Source organism: Micromonospora sp. A3M-1-15 (genome assembly GCF_024213425.1).
In the GTDB taxonomy this organism is placed as follows: domain Bacteria; phylum Actinomycetota; class Actinomycetes; order Mycobacteriales; family Micromonosporaceae; genus Micromonospora; species Micromonospora chersina.
In genome coordinates, this window is sequence record NZ_JANAVK010000005.1 from 433,929 (window position 1) to 454,151 (window position 20,223).

15 protein-coding genes are annotated in these 20,223 nt (G+C 75.3%); 10 read left to right on the forward strand and 5 right to left on the reverse strand.

Translation table 11 applies throughout. From position 1 onward, the window contains the following. The first annotated feature begins 631 nt into the window (after positions 1–631). From NLX85_RS25950 to NLX85_RS25975, 6 genes are all read left to right on the forward strand, one after another. Positions 632–1,414, forward strand: a complete 783-nt coding sequence (locus tag NLX85_RS25950; RefSeq protein WP_254339345.1) for a fibronectin type III domain-containing protein — start codon at positions 632–634, stop codon at positions 1,412–1,414. 205 nt (positions 1,415–1,619) lie between these two features. After that, positions 1,620–4,190 carry a fibronectin type III domain-containing protein gene (locus NLX85_RS25955; RefSeq protein ID WP_254339466.1) on the forward strand — a complete coding sequence of 857 codons (2,571 nt, stop codon included), beginning with the start codon at positions 1,620–1,622 and terminating at the stop codon, positions 4,188–4,190. A gap of 28 nt (positions 4,191–4,218) precedes the next feature. Continuing rightward, positions 4,219–5,214 (forward strand): MoxR family ATPase, encoded by a 996-nt coding sequence (locus tag NLX85_RS25960; protein WP_254339346.1) that lies wholly within the window; start codon positions 4,219–4,221, stop codon positions 5,212–5,214. A gap of 3 nt (positions 5,215–5,217) precedes the next feature. Further along, positions 5,218–6,477 carry a DUF58 domain-containing protein gene (locus NLX85_RS25965; protein ID WP_254339347.1) on the forward strand — a complete coding sequence of 420 codons (1,260 nt, stop codon included), beginning with the start codon at positions 5,218–5,220 and terminating at the stop codon, positions 6,475–6,477. Next, the gene (locus NLX85_RS25970) at positions 6,471–8,831 is read left to right on the forward strand and encodes a transglutaminaseTgpA domain-containing protein (protein ID WP_374628426.1); all 2,361 of its coding nucleotides are present in this window, start codon (positions 6,471–6,473) and stop codon (positions 8,829–8,831) included. Before NLX85_RS25965 ends, NLX85_RS25970 begins: the two co-directional genes overlap by 7 nt. 67 nt (positions 8,832–8,898) lie before the next feature. Next, positions 8,899–9,189, forward strand: a complete 291-nt coding sequence (locus NLX85_RS25975; RefSeq protein ID WP_254339348.1) for a hypothetical protein — start codon at positions 8,899–8,901, stop codon at positions 9,187–9,189. Here NLX85_RS25975 and NLX85_RS25980 read toward each other — a convergent pair. Then, positions 9,183–9,983 carry an SDR family oxidoreductase gene (locus NLX85_RS25980; protein WP_254339349.1) on the reverse strand — a complete coding sequence of 267 codons (801 nt, stop codon included), beginning with the start codon at positions 9,981–9,983 and terminating at the stop codon, positions 9,183–9,185. The genes NLX85_RS25975 and NLX85_RS25980 overlap by 7 nt on opposite strands. A 1-nt stretch (position 9,984) precedes the next feature. Then, positions 9,985–10,965 carry an LLM class F420-dependent oxidoreductase gene (locus tag NLX85_RS25985; protein ID WP_254339474.1) on the reverse strand — a complete coding sequence of 327 codons (981 nt, stop codon included), beginning with the start codon at positions 10,963–10,965 and terminating at the stop codon, positions 9,985–9,987. A 147-nt stretch (positions 10,966–11,112) separates the two neighbouring features. Between NLX85_RS25985 and NLX85_RS25990 the strand changes: the two genes are divergently transcribed. Together NLX85_RS25990 and NLX85_RS25995 are read left to right on the forward strand one after the other, a co-directional pair. Beyond that, complete coding sequence (locus tag NLX85_RS25990) at positions 11,113–12,348, forward strand: low temperature requirement protein A (RefSeq protein ID WP_254339351.1); 1,236 nt, start codon at positions 11,113–11,115, stop codon at positions 12,346–12,348. Positions 12,349–12,402: 54 nt separating this feature from the next. Beyond that, a complete protein-coding gene (locus tag NLX85_RS25995; RefSeq protein WP_254339353.1) occupies positions 12,403–13,254 on the forward strand; it encodes a DUF1028 domain-containing protein in 852 nt (283 codons plus the stop codon). A 10-nt stretch (positions 13,255–13,264) separates the two neighbouring features. On the opposite strand, the gene NLX85_RS26000 is transcribed toward NLX85_RS25995, so the two are convergent. Then, complete coding sequence (locus NLX85_RS26000; RefSeq protein WP_254339354.1) at positions 13,265–13,936, reverse strand: maleylpyruvate isomerase N-terminal domain-containing protein; 672 nt, start codon at positions 13,934–13,936, stop codon at positions 13,265–13,267. Between the two features lie 104 nt (positions 13,937–14,040). On the opposite strand from NLX85_RS26000, the gene NLX85_RS26005 reads away from it, so the two are divergent. After that, a complete protein-coding gene (locus NLX85_RS26005; protein WP_254339356.1) occupies positions 14,041–14,493 on the forward strand; it encodes a YbhB/YbcL family Raf kinase inhibitor-like protein in 453 nt (150 codons plus the stop codon). Between the two features lie 34 nt (positions 14,494–14,527). On the opposite strand, the gene NLX85_RS26010 is transcribed toward NLX85_RS26005, so the two are convergent. After that, the gene (locus NLX85_RS26010) at positions 14,528–15,409 is read right to left on the reverse strand and encodes a phosphatase PAP2 family protein (RefSeq protein WP_254339358.1); all 882 of its coding nucleotides are present in this window, start codon (positions 15,407–15,409) and stop codon (positions 14,528–14,530) included. 99 nt (positions 15,410–15,508) lie between these two features. Here NLX85_RS26010 and NLX85_RS26015 point away from each other — a divergent pair, with 99 nt between their 5' ends. Continuing rightward, positions 15,509–16,183 (forward strand): DUF3159 domain-containing protein, encoded by a 675-nt coding sequence (locus NLX85_RS26015; protein WP_256567577.1) that lies wholly within the window; start codon positions 15,509–15,511, stop codon positions 16,181–16,183. 304 nt (positions 16,184–16,487) lie between these two features. On the opposite strand, the gene NLX85_RS26020 is transcribed toward NLX85_RS26015, so the two are convergent. Further along, positions 16,488–19,385, reverse strand: a complete 2,898-nt coding sequence (locus NLX85_RS26020; protein WP_254339362.1) for a glycoside hydrolase family 48 protein — start codon at positions 19,383–19,385, stop codon at positions 16,488–16,490. Positions 19,386–20,223: the final 838 nt, after the last annotated feature.

Consider the following 20,223-nt stretch of genomic DNA (forward strand, 5'->3'; position numbering starts at 1 on the left):
CGTCAGCGGACCGCCCGTCAGCGGGCCGCCGGTCAGCGGGCCGCCCACCGCCGCAAACGCCCACGCACCCGTCGACGCGCGAACGGCGAATCCACCAAGCGGGTTGCCAGCCGACGGTGCCGGGCGGGACAGTCAGCCGCCCATGGACGGGTTCGCTGCCGGCACGCGGCCGGTGCAGGCCACGTCGGGCGGCGGAGCGTTCCTGCCGCCCTCGACGGTCAACAGCCTGCCCGCCTCGCCGTTGCCCGGCAGCGGCGCGCCCGATGGCGGCGGACGCTCCCCCGCCTCACCGGTGAGCGGTCCTCCGACCAGCGGACCCCCCTTCCCTCCGCGGCCCGTCGACGGTCCAACGGCCGGCGGCGCACCCTTCGCACCCCAGCCCGTCAGCGACCCACCGGTCAGCGGGGCACCCGTTCCACCGCCGGCGAGCGGTCCGCCCGCCAGTGGCCCGGTTCTCCCCACGCCGCATGGCCACGGAGTGCTCCTGCCACCCCAGCCCGTCGCCGGCCCGCCCGCTCACCCCGTCAGCGGGCCGCCCGGGTACCCGGTCAGCAGCCCGCCCGCTCACCCCGTCAGCGGGCCGCCCGGGTACCCGGTGAGCGCGCCGCCGACGACCGGCTACCCGCCGCCGGTGAGCGGGCCGCCCGCGGCGGCGCCGGTCAGCGCCTCGCCGGTGCCCCCCTGGGGGATGACCGCACCGCCGTGGAGCAGCGCTGCCCCGCCGCAGCCGCTCGACCGGCCCGCCGACCCGGGTCCCGGGCCGGTGGTGGACGCACCCGTGGCAGCGGAACCGGAGCCGGTCCCGGAGGTCGAGGACGAGGCGGGCCGGCCGCTGCCGGTCTACGACGCGTTGCTGGAGTTCCCCGAGTCGAAGCAGCCGGACCCGGAGCCGTACCCGGCCCAGGGGGCCTGGCCGGCGGTGCCGCCGGCGTTCCACCAGCCGGCCGCGTACCCGGTGGCGGAGGAGCCGGAGCCGCGCGGCCGCAACCGGACGGTGGTTGCCGTGGTGGCCGGTGCCGTGGTGGTCGCGGTGGCGGCCGCCGTCGGCGTGGGCGCCGTGCTGCTCAACCGGGACCCGGCGCCGCCGCCCGCGCCGGCGCCGACCGCCGCGAAGCCGAAGGTGAGCGGGCCGCCCCCGGGTGACCTGCGGTTGCAGGACGACACCACGACGATCACCGTCACCTGGACCGATCCGACGGGCGGCGGGGTGCCGTTCGTGGTGGCCGGCGGGCGGGCCGGGCAGAAGCTGGGCGTGATGGCCACGGTGGACGCGGGGCAGACCCGCTACACGGTGAACGGGCTGAGTCCGAAGTTGGACTACTGCTTCACGGTGCTGGCCGTCTATTCGACGGACACGTACGCCACCTCGGGTCAGGTCTGCACCGACCGGGAGGGCGGGACGACGCCCAACTGACCGGCCACCGGCGACACGCTCGGTGTCCACAGGGGGACGGTGCGGGTTTCACCGGCACCGGCCGGCCCCTATGATGGCTCCCGGCTCTGGGGAGGGTCGACCGCGCGCGCCGCCCTCCCCCACCGACGCGGGGAGGCAGCCGCCAGTGACCACCATCGAGGACGTCACGAGCACCGGGCCGGAGACGGCCCGCCCCCGGTCCCGGATGCGGGGCGGGCTGGTGACCATCGGCACCGTGGCCGCGCTGCTGGCCGCCATGGGGCTGACCGTGCTCGGGCTGGGCGCCGCCGACAACGCGGTGGCCAACTACGACGCCTCCTCGTGGTTGTGGAGCACCAGCCGCAGCGAGTTGGCCCGGGTCAACGGGGTCACCGCCCGGGTGGACACCCGGATGGAGGTGCCCGGCGGGCGGCGGCACCAGATGCAGGTCGCCCAGACCGACCGGCTGCTGATCCTGCGCGACCTGAACACCGGTCAGGTCAGCTCGCTGGACCTGGCCACCCTCCAGATCACCGCGACCACGCCGACCGCGCCGGGTCTCGGGGTGAGCGTGGCGCTGCACGAGGACGCGGCGTTCGTCGTGGACGCGGTGCAGGGCATCGTCCGGCAGCTCGACCCGCGGTCGCTGACGCCGGTGGGCGAGCCGGTGCGCTACCCGCCGGGCATCACCGGCGGGGCGTTCGACGGCGCCGGAAAGCTGTGGGTCGCCGTGCCGAGCGAGGGCACCGTCTCGGCGGTCACGGCGGCCGAGCTGCCCGCCACGCCGGGCGCCGCGCCGCCGGCCGGGCTCAGCCCGAAGCGGGTCGAGACGTACGAGGTCGCGGAGCCCGCGCACGAGCTGGTGGTGTCCACGCTGGACGAGGGGGTGGCGGTGCTCGACCGCACCTCCACGTCGCTTGTCACCGTGCGGGCCGGCCGGACGCTGCGGGCCGACCTCACGACGACCGCCCCGGGCAGCCTGCCGGCGCGCACCAGCGGTCCGCAGGTGCCGGTCACGGTGGCCGGGGAGCGGAAGGTGCACGTGGTCCGCGACACCGACGAGGTGCAGCGGTTCACGGTGCCGGGTGCGGGTGAGCGGCTGAGCCCGGCGGTGGCCTGGGCGGGCCGGTTCTACTGCGCCGACGAGAACACCGGCACGGTCTACTCGTTCGACGCGAACGGGCAGCTCGTCGACACCATCAAGGGCTCCGGCCGGCCCGGGCCCATGGAGCTGGAGGTCCGCGAGAACCACCTCTTCATCAACCCGCCGAACTCGTCCACGGCGCAGGTCGTGGACGACCGGAACCAGGTCCGCGAGGTCAACAAGTACGCCAACGACGTGCTCGGCGGCGACCCGCCGCCGGTTGCCCCGCCGCCGCCCCCGCCGAAGAAGCCGAAGGTGGGCAAGCCGGGCGCGCCGCGCGCGGTGACCGCCGCCGCGGGGAACGCGTCGGCGCGGGTGAGCTGGCAGGCGGCCGCGTCCAACGGCGCCGAGATCACCCGGTACGTGGTGGAGGGCGCCGGCCAGCGCCACGAGGTGGGCGCGAACCAGCGTGCCCTGGAGATCACCGGGCTGACCAACGGCGAGACGTACACGTTCGAGGTGCACGCGGTGAACGCCAAGGGCGACGGGCCGGCGCGGAAGAGCAACCCGGTCACGCCGACCGCCGCCGTGCCGGACCCGCCGGCCAGTGTGACCGCGGAGGCCCGGCCGGACGGCACGGTGCTGGTGAAGTGGCCGGCGGCCAACGGCCAGGGCAACACCGTCACGAAGTACGCGGTGACGGCCAGCTCGGCGGGCGCGACCGCCCCGGCCGGCGAGTCGCCCAAGACCGAGCTGGTCATCCCGGCCGGCCAGCTGGAGTACGGCACGCAGTACGCCTTCACGGTGATCGCGGTGAGCGACAAGGGCGCCGGGTCGAAGGCGTCGCCGGTGAGCAACACGGTGGTGCCGTTCACCGTTCCGAAGGAGCCCACCGAGCTGCGGGCCTCCACGGTGGCCGACCAGCCGGGCACCATCGCGGTGCAGTGGGCGCCGGCCGTGGACAACGGCCGCCCGGTGACGAAGTACCTGGTCGAGGCGGCCGGGAAGACCACCGAGGTGACCGACGTGCGGGCCACGATCGGCGGGCTCGGGGACGGGCAGAACGTCACGGTCAAGGTGAAGGCGGTCAACGAGGCCGGTCCGGGCGCGGAGGCCAGCACCACGGCGCGCACGGTGGCCGCGCCCCGGGTCACGGTGACCGGCTCGTCGGCCGACGCCACCTCGGTGACGGTGACGTTCACCGTGGACGCGGGCGGTGGCCGGGCCACCTGCTCGGCCGCCACGGGCGGCAAGACCGCCAGCGGGAGCTGCTCCAGCCTTCGGGTGACCGGCCTGACGCCGGGCACGGCGTACACGGTGACGGTGACGGCGACCAACGCGGCGGGCGCGGGCACCGCGACCCGGGCGCAGAGCACGGACGCGCTCTACGGCATCGCGACCTGCCGCAACGGCTCCTCCGGCCCCGAGGCGTCCTACTGCACCCGGGACGTTCCCGGGGAACGCAACGGCAACGAGATCTTCTCGGTGACCCGGCAGGACAACGCCCAGCAGGCGGGCTGGGAGCCCAACGGCGCCCGGCTCAAGGCGTACTGCAAGAAGCAGGGCGAAGAGGTCTACGCGTACATCTACAACAACGACAAGCGCAGCACCTGGTGGGTCCGGGTGGACCACAGCCGGGGCCGCGACTACATCCCGTGGGCCTGGCTGAACCTGGAGGGTGGCGACAACATCAACCTCCTGCCCACCTGCTGACCGCGCCGCACCGAGGAGCACCGCGCCCGTGAACACCCACGAACCGCTCACCCAGCCGGAGGTGCAGGGCTTCGCCGCCCTGGCCGCCCGGCTGGCCGAGAACGTCAACGCGGTCGTGCTGGGCAAGCCGCAGGTGGTCCGGCTGGCGCTGACCGCCCTGTTCGCCCAGGGGCACGTCCTGCTGGAGGACGTGCCGGGGGTGGGCAAGACGACCCTGGCGCGGGCGGTCGCGGCGACGGTCAAGGGGCAGTGGCGGCGCATCCAGTTCACCCCGGACCTGCTCCCCTCGGACGTGTCCGGGGTGACCATCTTCAACCAGGCCACCCGGGGCTTCGAGTTCCACCCGGGGCCGGTCTTCGCGAACATCGTGATCGCCGACGAGATCAACCGGGCCTCGCCGAAGACCCAGTCGGCGCTGCTGGAGGTGATGGAGGAGCGCACGGTCACCGTGGACGGCGTACGCCACCCGGTGCCGCAGCCCTTCCTTGTGGTGGCCACCCAGAACCCGGTGGAGATGGACGGCACCTACCGGCTGCCAGAGGCCCAGCTCGACCGGTTCCTGGTGAAGCTGTCCGTCGGCTACCCGGACGAGGCGGTCGAGGTGGAGGTGCTGCGGGGCGCCACCCTGCGCTCCCCCGACTCGCTCACCGCGGTCACCGACACGGCCACCGTCGGGGAGATGGTGAAGATGGCCCGGCGGGTGCACATCGCCGAGCCGCTCTACGCGTACGCGGTGCGGCTGGCCGCGGCGACCCGCACCCACCCGCAGGTGCGGGTCGGGGTCAGCCCCCGGGGCGTGATCGCGCTGACCCGGGCGGCGTGCGCGTACGCGCTGATCGACGGGCGGGGCTGGATCATGCCTGAGGACCTGAAGACGCTTGTCGAGCCGGTCTTCGCGCACCGGCTGCTGCTCACCCCGGACGCGCAGGTGCGCGGGGTGACCCCGGCCGACGTGCTGCGTCAGGCGGTCGCCTCGGTGCCGGTGCCGCTGCCGTCGGGCCAGCCCGCCCCGGTCCACGGTTGAGCGGTGGGGATCACCGCCCGCGGCGTCGGGCTGCTCGTGGCCGCCGTCGTGCTGCTCGGCGTCGGCTTCCGGTACGCGTACCCGGAGCTGACCGTGCTGGGCGCGGCGGCCGGCGTCGCGGTCGGGTACGCCCTGGTCACCGCGGCCTGGCGCCCCCGGTTGACGGTGGAGCGGGTGGCCGACCCGGACCGGGTGGCCCGGGGTGAGCCGGCCGCCATGGTGCTGACGGTGCGCAACACGGGCCGGCTGCGGGCGGCGAACCTGCTGGCCGAGGACCGCTGCGGCGGGCGGCTGGTGCCGGTGCCGGTGCTGCGGCTGCGTCCCGGCCGGGACACCGAGGTGCGCTACCCGGTGCCGACCCGGCGCCGGGGCGTGGTGCCGGTCGGTCCGCTGCGGGTGACGCGGCGCGATCCGTTGGGCCTGGTGGCGCTGGCGCGCTCGTACGGGGACATGGTGCCGGTGTGGGTGCACCCGCGCATCCATCCACTGTCGGCGGTGCCGACCGGCGCCGGCCGGAGCCTGGACGGGCGGACCGACAGCGTGCCGCACGGCTCGATCACCTTCGACTCGCTGCGCGAGTACGTGGTGGGTGACGAGCTGCGCCGGGTGCACTGGCGGACCAGCGCCCGGGTGGGCGAGCTGATGGTGCGGGAGAACGTGGACACCAGCCTGCCCCGGCTCGTGGTGGTGCTGGACAACCGGGCGGCCGCCCACCCGGACCGGGACGCCGGGGTGGCCGAGTCGTTCGAGTCGGGCTGCGAGGCGGCCGCGTCGGTGGTCGCCGCCGCCATCCGGGAGGACCTGCCGGTGAGCCTGCTGCTCGTCGCGCCCGCCGAAGAGCCGGCGGACGCCGCCGACGACTCCAGGTCCCGGCGCGGCGTGAGACGCGCCGAGCCGGAGGTGTCGCACGACGGCTTCAGGTCGTCGCGCGGCGTCAGACGCGCCGATCTGGAGTTGTCGCGCGGGCCGCTGGACCGGCTCGCCGCGGCGGACCTGGCCGACGGTGGGGAGGACGTGCTGCGGGCCGCGCTGACCCGGCTGCGCCAGGAGCGGCTCGGCGACACCCTGGTCTTCCTCACCGGGCCGGGCGCCCGCGGCGACCTGGGGCACATCGGCGCGCTGCGCGGCGCGTACCCCTCGGTGGTGGTGGGGATGTTCGGGGCGCCGGAGCCGACGGCGGCCGGCGTGGCGGGCCTGGTCGTGGTGGACGCGGCCGACGGCGCCGAGTTCGCCGCCGAGTGGGACGGGATCCGCCGGTGGTGACCGCGGCCCCGCCGCGCCCGGCGGTCGACGCGCCGGACGGGCCGGACGGCGGGTCCGGTGGCGTCCCGGCGCGGGTGCTGCGCGCCGTGCCGGTGCCGCTGGCCTTGATCGTCATGATCGCCCTGGCCGGTGTGGTGCTCGGCCGGGTGTACGCGGACCCGCTGCTGACCCGCCTCACGGCCGGCGCGGCGGTCGGCTCGGTGCTGGTCAGCGTGGCGGCCCGGCGGCTGCCGTCGTGGTTGGTGGCGCCGTTGTCGGTGGCCGCGCTGGCCGGCTGGACGCTGCTGTCGCTGCGGCTGGCGGCCAGCCACGCGGCGCTGCCGGGCGGCCTCGGCGAGGTGGCGGTGGACGCGGCCCGCAACGCGATCCCCCGGCTGCTCACCGCGATGATCCCGGTGGAGCCGGCACCGGACACCGTGCTGGTCCCGGTGGTGGCGGCCTGGCTGACCGGGCTTGCCGCCGCCGAGGTGGCGCTGCGGGCCGGCCGGGTGCTGCTCGGCTACCTGCCGCCGGTGCTGCTCTACGGCGGCGCGCTCTACGTGGTCGGGCCGAACGCGGGCCCGGCGCTCGCGCCGACGGTGGTGTTCGCGGCGGTCGCCGCCGTCGGGTTGGCGGTGCCCGCCCGGCGGGCCGGCCCGGCCGCCGCCGACCCGGTCGCCGGCCTGGCCCCGGCGGTCCGTGCGGCGGTGCGGCTGCGGCTGCTCGCGGCGAGCGCGGCCGGGGTGGCGGTGGTGGTGGCGCTCGCGGCGCTGCTCGCCCCGGTGGTGGCCGGCCAGGTCGACGCCCGCCCGGTCGACCCGCGCCGCTACGTCGAGCCGCCGCAGGTGGAGTCGCTGGACGAGAACCCGCTGATCCGGATCTCCGGCTGGGCGCTGAACCCGGACCAGAAGCTGCTCGACGTGCGGACCGAGGCGGGCGCGGCGGACGGGGGCCCGCCGCGGATCCGGCTGGCGGTGCTCAGCGACTACGACGGGGTGACCTGGCGGGTGGGCGCGACGTACCGCAACGCGGGGCGCATCCTCCCGGCCGGCGAGCCGGCGCCGGGCGCCGCCACCGACCCGGTGCGCCAGGAGATCACCGTGGCCGACCTGACCGGAAAGCTGCTGCCCGCCGTGCCGACCCCGCGCGAGGTGACCGGCGCGCGGGTCGCGTACGACCCGGCGAGCGGGACGCTGATCCGGCCGGAGGGGCTGGCGCCGGGGCTGCGGTACACGGTCGCCTCGGTCCGGGAGCGCCCGGACGCGAACCTGATCGGCACCGCGAACGTGCCCGCCGGTGACGCGGTGGCCCGGGTGCTGCGGGTCGCCGACGGCGCGCCGGAGCAGCTGCGCCGGCTGGCCACCCAGCTCGCCGAGGAGAACGGCGCCCCGTACGCCCGGGCCACCGCGATCGCCGACTTCCTGGCCGAGCACTACCGGGTGACCGCGGACGCGCCGAGCGGGCACGCGTACCCGAACCTGGCGTTCTTCCTCTTCGGACCGCGCAACGGCGGCGGGCAGCGGGGCACCTCCGAGCAGTTCGCCGCGTCGTTCGCGGTGCTGGGCCGGCTGGCCGGCCTGCCCACCCGGGTGGTGGTCGGCTTCGAACCGAAGGCGGACGGCCCGGTCCGGGCCGCGGACGCGTACGCCTGGCCGGAGGTGCTCTTCGAGGGCGTCGGCTGGGTGCCGTTCGACCCGATGCCGCGCCCGGACGAGCAGCCGCGCCCGGTGGAGGAGGACTTCCGGCCGAAGCCGGAGGACCCGCCCCCGTCCGAGGTGCCCGCGCCGACCGTGGAACCCACCGCCACCCCGCCGGCCGCGGCCGGCCCCGACCGGCGCGGCGGGCCGGGCGGGCCGGGCACGCCGGTGCTGGTCGGCGGGGGCGTCGGCGGCCTGGTGCTGCTGGTCGGGGCGCTGCTGCTGGTCCTGGCCGCGTTGCGCCGGAACCTGACCCGGGCCCGGCTGGCGCAGGGTGACCCGGGGCGCCGGATCGCCGGAGCCTGGCGGGAACTCACCGACGCGCTGCGGCTGGCCGGTCACCCGGTGGGGGCGGACCTGTCCGCCGCCGAGGTCGCCGAGCGGGCCCGCCGCGCCCTCGCCGAGGCGCAGGCCGCCCCGGCGCCTGCCCCACCGCCGCACGTACCGGGCCTGGTGCGCGGTGCGGAGCCGGTCGCCGACCTGCCCGGCGGCCCGGTGGATGAGCTGGCCGGCCTGCTGAACCAGGTCGCCTTCGCCCCCGGCACGGCCACCACGGGCCAGGCGGAGCGGGCGGCGGCGCTCGCCACCGGCTACGTGGCGGCGTTGCGCGCCGCCCGCCCCGGCTGGCGGCGCCTCCTGTGGACCGTTCACCCCGGCCCGCTGCGCTGGCGCCGCTGACCCCACCCGGCACCGTCACGGCGGCGGCGTGGGCGGCGTGCTGGCGCGGGACGCCTAGCGTGAGGACATGACCGTCGTGATGTGGGTGGTGCCGGCGGTGGTGGGCGTCGGGGTGGCGGTCGTCGCCGGGTGGCGGTGGCGCGTCCGGACCCGTCGGGAGCCCACCCGGGCGGAACAGTTGGCGGCGGCCCGGAAGGCGACGCGCGACCTGCGCCGGGCGGGTCCGCGGGCGCACCGGGACACCTTCGAGCGAGGCGGCGCCCCCGTGGACCGCCATTCCGCGGCGATCCTGGAGAACAGTGTCTACGGCGACGCCGCCGGCCACGGTGGCGGCGGGGACGGCGGCGGCTCCTACTGATCCGCCGCGCGCAGCTTGCGGACGAGCTTGCGCAGGCCGGCCTGCCAGCCGTCGGGGTCCTCGGCGCGGCGGCGGGCGTAGCCGGCGACCTCCGGGTGCGGCAGGATGAGGAACCGCTCCTCGGCCAGCCCGGCGATGGTGGCGTCGGCGACATGGTCGGGGGTGAGCACCGCGCCGGAGGCGGCGATCACCCGGGCGCCCAGGTGCCCCTCGGCCAGGCCACCGGCGAGCATCGGGGTGTCCACGCCCTGCGGGCAGAGCGCGCTGACCCGGACGCCGTCGTCCCGGTAGGTGATGGCGAGCCACTCGGCGAGGCCGACCGCCGCGTGCTTCGTCGCGGTGTACGGGGCGTCGCCCACCGCGGTCAGCACGCCCGCCGCCGAGCAGGTGAACAGCAGGTATCCCTGGCCGCGGCGGAGCATCGCCGGCAGCACCGCCCGGGCGCTGTGCACGTGCCCCAGCACGTTGACCCGCCAGGCGCGTTCCCAGTCGGCGTCGGGCGCCTCCACTCCCCCGCCGGTGGCAACCCCGGCGTTGGCGCAGAACAGGTCGATCCGGCCGTACCGGCGCTCGGTCTCGTCGACGAGCGCCCGCACCTGCGCCTCGTCGGTGACGTCGAGCCCGACGCCGTGCGCCACCGGGCCGATGCCCTCGGCCACCGCGCGCGCGGCGTCGGCGTCCAGGTCGGCCAGGACGACGGCGGCGGCGCCCTCGGCGGCGAACCGGCGGCCGAGCGCGGCTCCGATGCCGCCCGCCCCGCCGGTGATCACGGCAACCCGGTCGGTCAGATTCATCTCAGCCCGCCTTTCCGCCGGTGACACCGAGCCGTGGGATCAGCCCGGCCAGGGCCGCCGCGCCGCCGGCGGTCAGCTCGGGGGTGGGCAGCAACGCCAGCACGGGCACGTCCACGCCGCGGTCGGCGTACCGGCGGACCCCGGCGACGCACTCCTCGGGCGAGCCGTGCAGGACCAGCGCGTCGACCACCTCGTCCGGCACCGCCGCCGAGGCGCCCCGCCGGTCGCCGGCCGCCCACGCCTCCCACATGGGACCGAGGCTGTCGTGGCGCCCCAGCCAGCGGTGGAACGCCGCGTACGCCGGCACGGTGAGGTAGCCGGTGATCAGCCGGCGGCCCAGCGCCCGGGCGTACGCGGTGTCCTCGGTGGGGCAGACGAAGATCCGGGCGGCGACCTCGAAGCCGGGGCGGCGCTCGCCCAGCTCGGCCAGGGCGGTCGGCACGTCCTCGGCGGCCAGCCAGTTGAGGATCACCCCGTCGGCCTCGGCGGCGGCGAGCCGCAGCATGCCGGGGCGCAGCGCGGCCAGCAGCACCGGCGGCGGCACGGCCGGCGGCCGTTCCAGGGTGAACCGCCGGACCGTGAAGGTGTCGTACGCCCCGTCGACGGTCTCGCCGCGCAGCGCGGCCCGCAGGAAGCGCAGCACGTCGCGGGTCCGCTTGACCGGCTCGTCGAAGGGGACCGCGTTCCAGTCCCGGACGAGCACCGGCGAGGAGGCGCCGATGCCCAGCGCGAAGCGGCCCGGCGCGGCCTCGGCGAGGGCGGCGGCGCTCATGGCGAGCAGACCGGGGCCCCGGGTGAACACCGGGGCGATGGCGGTGCCCAGCCGCAGCCGTGGCTGCCAGGCGGCGGCGAGCGCCAGCGGCGTGAACGCGTCGGTGCCGGCGACCTCCGACGACCAGACGTCGGTGAAGCCGGCCCGGTCGAGCGCCGCGTAGACCGCGGCGTGGTCGGCGAGGGTGACGCCGGCCAGCGGCACCGTCATGCCCCATCGATTCGTCACCTGTCGATCGTGCCCGGTCGCCGCCGCCCGGAGCAAGATCCCGCGCCTCCAGTGCGATACGCGCGATACGCCGCCCTACGCCCGGAAAGAGTGCTACGACTGCCAGGTGGAGCGGACCGGGAGGCGGCGGTGAGGACTCCGGAGCCGGCCGCCCTGGCCGGACCGGAGGGCGGCCCGAACCGCGCCACGTTCCTGGAGCTCTTCTTCGACCTCGTGTTCGTCTTCGCGCTGACCCGGATCTCCGCCCGTGCCTTCGAGGACCTGGCGCTGGAAGGGGGGCAGACCGCGTGGACGGTGGTGACCGGGGGCGGCAAGACGCTGCTGCTGTTCCTCGCGCTCTGGGCGGTCTGGCAGGGCACCGCCTGGACCACCAGCCGCTACGACCCGTACCACATCTCGCTGCAGACGATCGTGATCATCGCGCTGGTGGGCAGCATGGTGATGGGGGTCGCCATTCCCCGGGCGTTCAGCTCCACCGGGCTGGCGTTCGCCGCCGCGTACGTGGTGGCGCAGGTGAGCCGGCCGGCGATCCTGCTGCTGACGCTGCGCCGGCTCCAGCACCGCCGGCTGAAGCTGCGCATGCTGATCACCTTCAGCCTGACCGGGGTGCTCTGGCTTGCGGGCGCGCTGCTGCCCACCGATTCGCGGGTGACGCTGTGGGCGCTGGCGCTCCTGCTGGAGTACCTCGCGTCGCGGTTCGGCTGGCCGGTGCCCGGGCTGGGCCGGTCGACCGTCTCCCGGTGGGACATCCACGGCGAGCACCTGGCCGAGCGCTACCAGCAGTTCTTCCTGGTCGCGCTCGGCGAGACGATCCTGGTCGCCGGGCTGGCGTACAGCCGGACCCCGGACGACGCCAGCCGCACCGCCGCTTTCGCCGCCGCGCTGCTCACCTCGGTGCTGTACTGGCGGATCTACGTGCAGCGGGCCGGGCGGATCCTGGGCGAGGCGGTCACCCGGGCCGCGCACCCGGCCACCATCGGCCGCTCCGCCGCCGACACCCACCTGGTGATGGTGATCGGCGTGGTATCCAGCGCGATCGGCTACGAGCTGGTCAGCGAACACCCGACCGGCCACAACCAGGTCGGCTGGCTCGCCATGATCCTCGGTGGTCCGGCGTTGTTCCTGCTCGGGCGGGCCCGCTTCGAGTACGAGGTGTTCGGCCGGGTGTCCCCGTCGCGCTGGGTCGCCGTCCTCGTGCTGGTGCTGCTCATGCCGCTGCTCAAGCCGGTGCTGCCGCTGACCGCGGCGGTCGCCACCCCGCTGGTGGCGGCGATCGCCGCCCCACTGGTGCTGGTGGGGGTGGCGGTGGCGGACGCCCGCCGCGCCCGGGGCCGCCCACCGGAGGCGGCTGCCCCGCCGTTCTGACCGCACCCCGTCGCGGGCCACCGCCGCCGCCCGCCCCGGCGCTACCATCCGCGGGTGACCTTCTCGATCGTCGCCCGTTCCGCCGACGGCCTCCTGCACGGCGTCGCCGTGGCCAGCAAGTTCCTCGCCGCCGGGGCCCTCGTTCCGGCCGCCGAGGCCGAGGTCGGCGCGCTCGCCAGCCAGGCCCACGCCAACCTGGCGTACCGGTCGCAGGGGCTGGCGCTGCTGCGCACCGGGGTTCCCGCGGCGGACGTGGTGGCCGGCCTCATCGCGGCCGACCCGGGCCGCGACGACCGGCAGCTCGGCGTGGTCGGCGCGCGCGGGGACGGCGCCACCTGGACCGGGCCGCGCTGCCACCCGTGGGCGGGCGGCCAGTCCGGCGAGGGCTGGGCCGCACAGGGCAACATCCTGGCCGGCCCCGAGGTCATCGACGCGCTCCGGGACGCCTGGCTCGGCGGGGCGGACCTGCCGTTCCCGCAGCGGCTGCTGGCCGCCCTCGCCGCCGGCGACCGGGCCGGCGGCGACCGGCGGGGCCGGCAGAGCGCCGCCCTGTTCGTCGTGCAGCGCCACGGCGGCTACGCCGGCACCGGCGACGAACTGGTCGACCTGCGGGTCGACGACCACCGCGACCCGGTCGGCGAACTGGGCCGGCTGCTCGACATCCACACCCTGCTCTTCGGCAAGCCCGACCCGGCCACCCTGCTCGACCTCACCGGCCCGGTCGCCGACGAGGTGGCGGCGCTGCTGGCCGCCGCCGGGCACCCGGTCGGCGCCGCCGGGCTGGAGGAGGCGCTCGACGCCTGGGCCGGCGTCGAGAACCTGGAGGAGCGCATCGTCCCCGGCCGGATCGACCCGGTCGTCCTGGACCACCTGCGCCGCACCACGGCGGCGGTCGCCGGCGGCTGACCGCCGCCGCTCAGCCGCCGAAGGACAGCCAGCGGAAGCCGGTCCGGTCCAGCACCGCCCGCTCCGCGTCGGTCAACGGCACCCGCCCGGTGGCCTTGCGCACCAGGGTCAGCGCGTCCCAGCCGAGCCCGTCGGGCACCGCCCGGCCGTCGGCGAGCAGGTCGGCCACGACGGTCGCCGCGGTCGGGGTCAGCCAGGGTCGCCGGTCCAGCGCGTCGGCGAGGTCCAGGCCGTGCACCGCGACCTCCACCACGCGGGTACGCAGGAACTCGGTGAGCGCCATCGCGTCGCCGTGCCGGGTGCGGACCACCCGCCCCGGCGGCTCGGCGGCCACCGCCGCGTCGGCGGCCCGCCAGGCCCGCGCGAAGCCCTCCGCCACCTCGGGTACGCCGGCCAGCTCCCGCGCCTCCCGCCGGGCGCCGTCGATCCGGTCCCGGTCGACGTCGGGCGCGAACTTGGCCGCGCCGAAGTAGCCGGCGGCGTCCACCTCGGCGCGCTCGGGGGCCGGCGCGGCGAGCATGCCGACCAGTCGTCCGGCGCCGGTGCGCACGTGCGCCAGCAGGTCCCGCACCGCCCACGGCGGGCAGGGCGTGGGCCGATCCAGGTCCGCCGCGTCGAGGCCGCGCAGCACCCCTTCCAACCGTGCGCACTCGTCGCGGAACGCCGCGCGTACCGTGCCCATCCGTCCTCCCCCGTCCGGTCCGTACCCGTCCGGCCAGCCTGCCACCGCCGTTTCGTCGCCCGGCCGCCGGGTACGCGCCGGTGGACGAGGAGAGGGGGCGCCGAATGGCCGGCATCATGCTGCGCAGCACCGCGTTCACCGACCACGACCTGCTGCCCGGGCGGTTCGCCATGGACGGCGACAACATGTCACCGCCGTTGCAGTGGTCGGACGTGCCGGACTCCACCGAGGAGCTGGTGCTGCTCGTCGAGGACCCGGACGCGGGCAAGGAGCCGTTCCTGCACTGGCTGGTCACCGGGATCTCCCCGGAGGCCGGTGAGGTGCCCGAGGGCGGGGTGCCGCCCGGCGGCCGGGAATGGCCGAACAGCTTCGGCGAGACCGGGTGGAGCGGGCCGCATCCACCGCGGGGTGAGGAGGCGCACCGCTACTTCTTCCGCCTCTACGCGCTGAACCGCCCGCTGGACCTGTCCGGCGCGCCGCAGGCCGCCGACGTGCACCGCGCGCTCAAGGGCCGGGAGATCGCCAGCGGCACCACGGTCGGCACCTACTTCCGCTGACCCGCTCCGGGGACCGGCCGGGGATCCCGGCCGGTCAGCCCTTCCAGCGGGGCACCAGGCGGTGCACCACAGCGAGGACCAGCGCGGCCACCATGGCGATCGTGCCGGCGATGCCGGCGGCGCTGCCCGCGTACCCGACGAAGAGCGGACGGCGGGTGAGTTCCTCGACCGGGATGGTGGATCGGTCGACCAGCCAGGACAGGGCGAGCGCGGAGACGACCAGGGCGACGGCGCCGGCGAGGCCGAGCACCACGGCGGCCACGCGGTGCCCGTCGGCCGGCGAGACCACGGCCTGTTCCCGCTGGAAGAACAGGAGCACGAGGCCGGCGGCCGCGGCCCAGGCGCCGACCACGAGGAACGCGGCGACGGCGTCGCTGGGCCGGTGCCAGCCGGCGGAGAGGGTGGCCACCCCGGCGGCGGCCGCGTAGCCGGCGCCGAGGAACGCGCCGGCCACCCGCAGCTTCGGCGGCAGCACCAGGATCAGCGCGATCGCCACCGACGCCGCCACGGCGGTGTGCCCGCTGGGCAGGCTGTTGCCGGCCGCGGCCCGTTCCGGGTCGATGCCGAAGTCGGGGCGGTCCAGGTAGCGCTTGAGCAGTTGGGTGCTGACGTTGGCGCCGGCGATGAGCAGGGTGGCGGTGACGGCGAGCGCCTTGCGTCCGCGGATCAGCGCGATGAAGCCGATCATGGCGGTGACCGCCAGCAGCGACACCACCGACATGGCGTTGAGGATGCGGTTCACCGGCCCGTCGATGCGCTCCTGGCCGATCCGGTTGCCGGTCAGCGCGACGGTGTCGAGCCACTGGCCGAGTTCGGTGTGCACGGCGAAGCGCCACACCACCACGAACGCGGCCGTCTGGGCCAGGGCCAGTACGACCAACCAGACCGCCGTCCAACCCCTCGCCGTCTCGCGCACCCGGACAACTTAACGGTAGGCCGGGTCGGGCGCTCGTCGGAGCACCGCGACCGTGCGGTTAGGTTGGGGACGCGATGGAGGAGGTGGCGCGTGACCAGCATGCCGGAGCCGGAGCGGCCGTCCGGGGACCGGCCGGAGTCGCTGGCCGACCTGCTCGGTGGCCGGCGGGGCGCGATCGACGCCACGGTGCCGCCGGTGGCGTTCGCCGTCGGCTGGCTGGCCGCCGGGCTGTGGGGCGGGGTGGTCGCCGCGGTGCTGGCCGGCACGGCGGTGGCGGGCTGGCGGTGGCGGCGCGGGGACCGGCCGCGCTCGGTGCTGATCGGGCTGCTCGCCGTCTGCGTGGCCGCGCTCATCGCGCTGCGGACCGGGCGGGCGACGGACTTCTTCCTGGTGCAGCTGGTCTCGAACGCGGCGAGCGGGCTGGCCTGGATGGTGAGCATCGTGGTGCGCTGGCCGCTGCTGGGCGTGCTGGTGGGCGCGGTGCTCGGCCAGCGGGGCCGGTGGCGGCGCGACCCGGCGCTGCTGCGGGCGTACGGGCGGGGCAGCTGGGTCTGGGTGGCGACCTACGTGCTGCGGCTGGCGGTGTTCGTCCCGCTGTGGCTCGGCGGGCAGGTGGTCGCGCTGGTGGTGGCCCGGGTGGCGCTGACCTGGCCGCTGGTGGCGGCGGCACTGGCGGTGAGCTGGTTGGTGATCCGGCGGTCGCTGCCGGCGGATCACCCGGGGTTGCGGCACCCGGTCGTGCTGTCCGACCGGGACGACGTGCCGGCACAGTAGACGTGCGGGCAAATTAAAGAGAGGCCGCCACGGGGGGAGCGGCCTCTCCGGTGAAATACGTTACTCCGTCGCCGGCGCTCGCGTGATCCCGTGGAGCGCCGATTTTCGCGGGCTTTTTTGCGGCAAGTTCGACTCCGGGCGGTTGGGTGGGCCGGTCCGTCCGCTGCGTCGGCCGGACGGCCGGCCCACCCGGCCTGACCGTGGGAGTCAGGCCGCCCGCCGACCGGGCCGCTCCGTTCCCCCTTCGGCCCGGGTCGGCCTCCGTCGCGGGCGGGCCTGGCCCGCCCGCGACGGAGTGGTCATCTCAGCCCGCCGGGAAGTAGGTCCCGTAGTCGGCGTACGCCATGGCGACGTCGGCCTGGGCCCAGAACCGGTGGTAGTTGAAGACCGGCTCGGCGCCGCCGTTGAGGTACGCCTGCACCTTCGGCCAGTCCGGGTCGTTCTTGTAGAACGAGCGGATGTCCAGGAAGCTCTTGCCGGAGGCGATCGCGTCGCCGTTGGGCATCTTCCCGGTCCAGCCGGAGGGGATGTAGAGGCCCTGGCCGTCGGCCGCGTTGTAGACGTCGTCGAAGCGCTTGTAGTCGCCGCGCTTCTCCGGCATCGAGACGCCCTTGGTGTCGGCGGCGGCCGACAGCGCGTCCAGCAGGCCCTTGGCCGTGGTCTTGGCCGCGGCGTCGCCGGACTTGGCCGCGTACGCGATGAGGGTCCGGGCGTAGGCGGCGGCGACGCCGACGTCCTGGCCCTTCACCGTCACCTCGACGTGCAGGTTGGTGTTGGGCTGCGGGCTCGTCGGGTTCCAGTTGGCGGGCTGGCCGGTCCACTTCATGTCCGAGGGGATCGACCAGTTGGCGCCCAGCGTGGTGTTGGCGATGGCCCACGGCACCCACTTGTCCAGCAGCGCCTTGGCCTTGGCGTTGCCGGTCTGCAGGTACAGCTCGGCGATCCGCTGCATCGACCAGGCCTGCATGCCGAACCACTGGTTCGACGGCGGGTCGTTGTAGACCGGGTCGACGTCGTAGAACATGCCGTAGAAGGTGGCGGTGCCGGCCGGCGGCTGGGCGTAGCTGCCGTCCCAGCTGTTGGTGGCGCCGCCGGCGATGCCGCCCTCGGCGGACTGGAGCCAGGTGTAGAACTCCAGCTGCCGGTCGAAGCTCTTCTGCCAGTCCGCGGTCGCGGTCGCCGACTTGGGCTTGAGCTCCGGCACGTTGGTCAGCGCCCAGGCCGCGAGCGGGTTCTGGTAGCCGAAGTGGTTGTGGCTGGAGCCGATCCGCCACGACCAGTTCTGCGACGTGTCGTACGCGCCGCCCCAGGCGTAGTACCAGGAGAGAAGGTAGTGCGCCGAGTCGCGGCCGCTGCCGGCCGGGCAGGTGGACGCGCCGACGCAGTTGCCGATCTTCTTGAAGTACTTGTCGAACAGCCCGTAGCGCAGGTAGTCGCCCATCTTGGCGGCCTTCGCCACGGTGGCCGCGACGTCAGCCTCCTTGCCCTGCGCCTTGGCCCAGGTCAGGGCCCAGTACGCGGCCTGCACGGCGCGCGCGTCGGCGTCCGGGGCGTTGGTGTACTTCCACTGCTTGGCCGGGGCGGCCGACTCCTTGACGAACAGGTCGAGGTAGCCGTACTGGCCGCCGTGTTTGAAGGTGTCGCAGGACGGCTGCGGCACGGTCTCCCAGACCGACTCCTGGGTGCCGCGCTGGAAGGTGTTGATGTAGGCGGGGCGGGTGGTGCCGTCGCCGCAGCGGCCGTAGCCGTAGGTGTTGTCGACGTCGAGCAGCCAGTGCATGCCGTAGATGTCGCCGGTGCCGTACGTGGACTGGAGTTCGGAGCGGAGCGGGTCCTGGCCGACCGGCACGTTCGGCTCCAGGGCCGACGGGTACTGGCTGGGCAGGTTGTGCTCGGCGGCGTACTGGGGGGTGCCCGGGGCGCCGGCGGTGGGCTGGTCGGCGTGCGACGGGATGATGTACTTCTCCATCACCGTCCACGCGTTGTTGAACGGGGCCCAGTTCTGGGTGACCCGGCCGTACTGCGCCTCCAGCCAGAGCCAGAAGCTGAACGCCTCCGAGGTGGTCTCGTGGCCGTGGTCGGGCGCCTCGACGATGAGCGTCTCGACGGAGTGGTACGGCACGCCCTCGGGGCTGAAGTAGCCCGAGTTCTTGATCTTGCCGTACTGGTCGAGGAACTTCTTGATGTACGCGTTGTCCCCGCCCGGGGTGTCGTTGTCGATCTCCGTGGCGGTGACCGCGACGGGGGCGAAGCCGGTGGCCGAGGCGGTGATCGTGGCGGTGCCGCCGGTGGTGTCGGCGTCCTCCGCGGCCGCGACGGTGGCGCTGACCCCGGTGTTCCAGTTGCTCGGGGTCAGGGTCAGCGTCGTGGGCGACACGGTCACGTCGCTGTCCCCGGCGACGGCGAGGGTCACCGGGACGTTGGCGGTCGGGGCGGCGCTCAGGGTGAACTTCACCGACGAGGTGCCGCCCTCGTTGACGCTCACGGCCGACGGGGTGGCCACCAGGACCGGGCCGGAGGCCGGGTTGACGGTGAACGACTTCTCGGCCACCCCGATGCCGTTGGCGTTGTCGTACGCCTTGGCCTGCACGGTGTAGCTGCCGGCCGGCAGGTCCTCGAGGGTGTAGCCGTAGGGGGCGCTGGTGTCGGTGTTGACGAGCAGGCCGTTGCGGTAGAACTCGACCTTGCTGATCGTGCCGTCCGGGTCGCTGGCGGTGGCGGTCAGCGGCACGTCGGCCGGCGCCTCGAAGGGCCCGGACGGCACGCCGAGCGAGACCGTCGGCGGCTGGTTGGCCGGGGCGCCGTTGCAGGTGACGCCGTTGAGGGTGAACGCGGTCGGCTTCGGGTTGCTGCCCGAGTAGGCGCCGTTGAAGCCGATGGTGGTGGAGGCGCCCGTGCCGAGGCTGCCGTTCCACGACTCGTTGGTGGCGGTCACCTCGCTGCCGGACTGGCTCCACTTGGCCGACCAGCCCTGGGTCAGCTTCTGGGTGCTGTTCGGGAAGGCGAACTTGAGGGTCCAGCTGTTGAGCGCGTCACCCAGGTTCTTGATGGTCACGTTGGCGGTGAAGCCCGTGCCCCAGTCGTTCGTCGCGTAGGTCACGTCGCAGGCGGGGGCGGCCTGCGCGGCGCCCGCCGGCAGGGCCACTCCGCCGATGGCGAGGGCGGTGGCGGCGAGCATCGCCGTCCGGCGACGTCTGGCCATGAGTCTCATGTGCGCGGTGTCTCCTCGGACCGGGCCGGGACGCGGAGCCCCGGCGGGGCGCCTCCACGCGTCGACGAGGACGTAACGCGGGGGGACGGAGGCGCCCGGAAAAGTGGTCGACCCGGCCGTGCCGGGGGGATCGGGGCGCCGCACCGGTGTCACCGGGTGCCCTCGGCGGCCCGCACTCACGCGAGCTGGCTCCGCTTCGCGGTTGAGAGTTTGCCATGGAAGCGCTCCCACCACAACGGCCAGTGCAGACACGCACGCCAATGTTTCGATCTCGTTCAGGGGGTTTCACAAACCCGTGACGGGCGTTACAGTCGCAAGCATCGCCGATGGGAGCGCTTCCATCGACGGAGATCCAAGTACAAGATCGCCGGGGACCCTGTGTGCCCGGCGCGCCAGCCCAGCGGCTGACGGCGGGCCAGCCCGGACGCCGCCGTCAGCCATCACCCACCGACATGGAGGGAGGTGGAACCAGAGCCACTCGCGTGGCCCGGCTCCCGCGCGACACGCACGACCGGACGCCAATTCCACTCGTGCGTGTGTGCATCACAGGTGGGGACGGGGGTTGCCCTCCCCCGTCCCCACACTAAACCCCCGTTGTCGACGGGAAAAGAGGCCGACGGGACAGGCGCGAGGCGCCGCCCGGACGGCCTTCTTCGCTATCTGCCCCACCCTCGCCGCTCGCCCCGCCCCCGAGCGACACCCCGCCCACCCACATCTCCGGCCGCCCGGCGGCCGGGCCGCGCCCCTGCCGCGGTCCGCCCTCGGGACGCGGCCGGCCGCCCCTGGCCTATGCTGGGAGCGCTCCCGGCCCCCAGGGCGGCCAGTCACT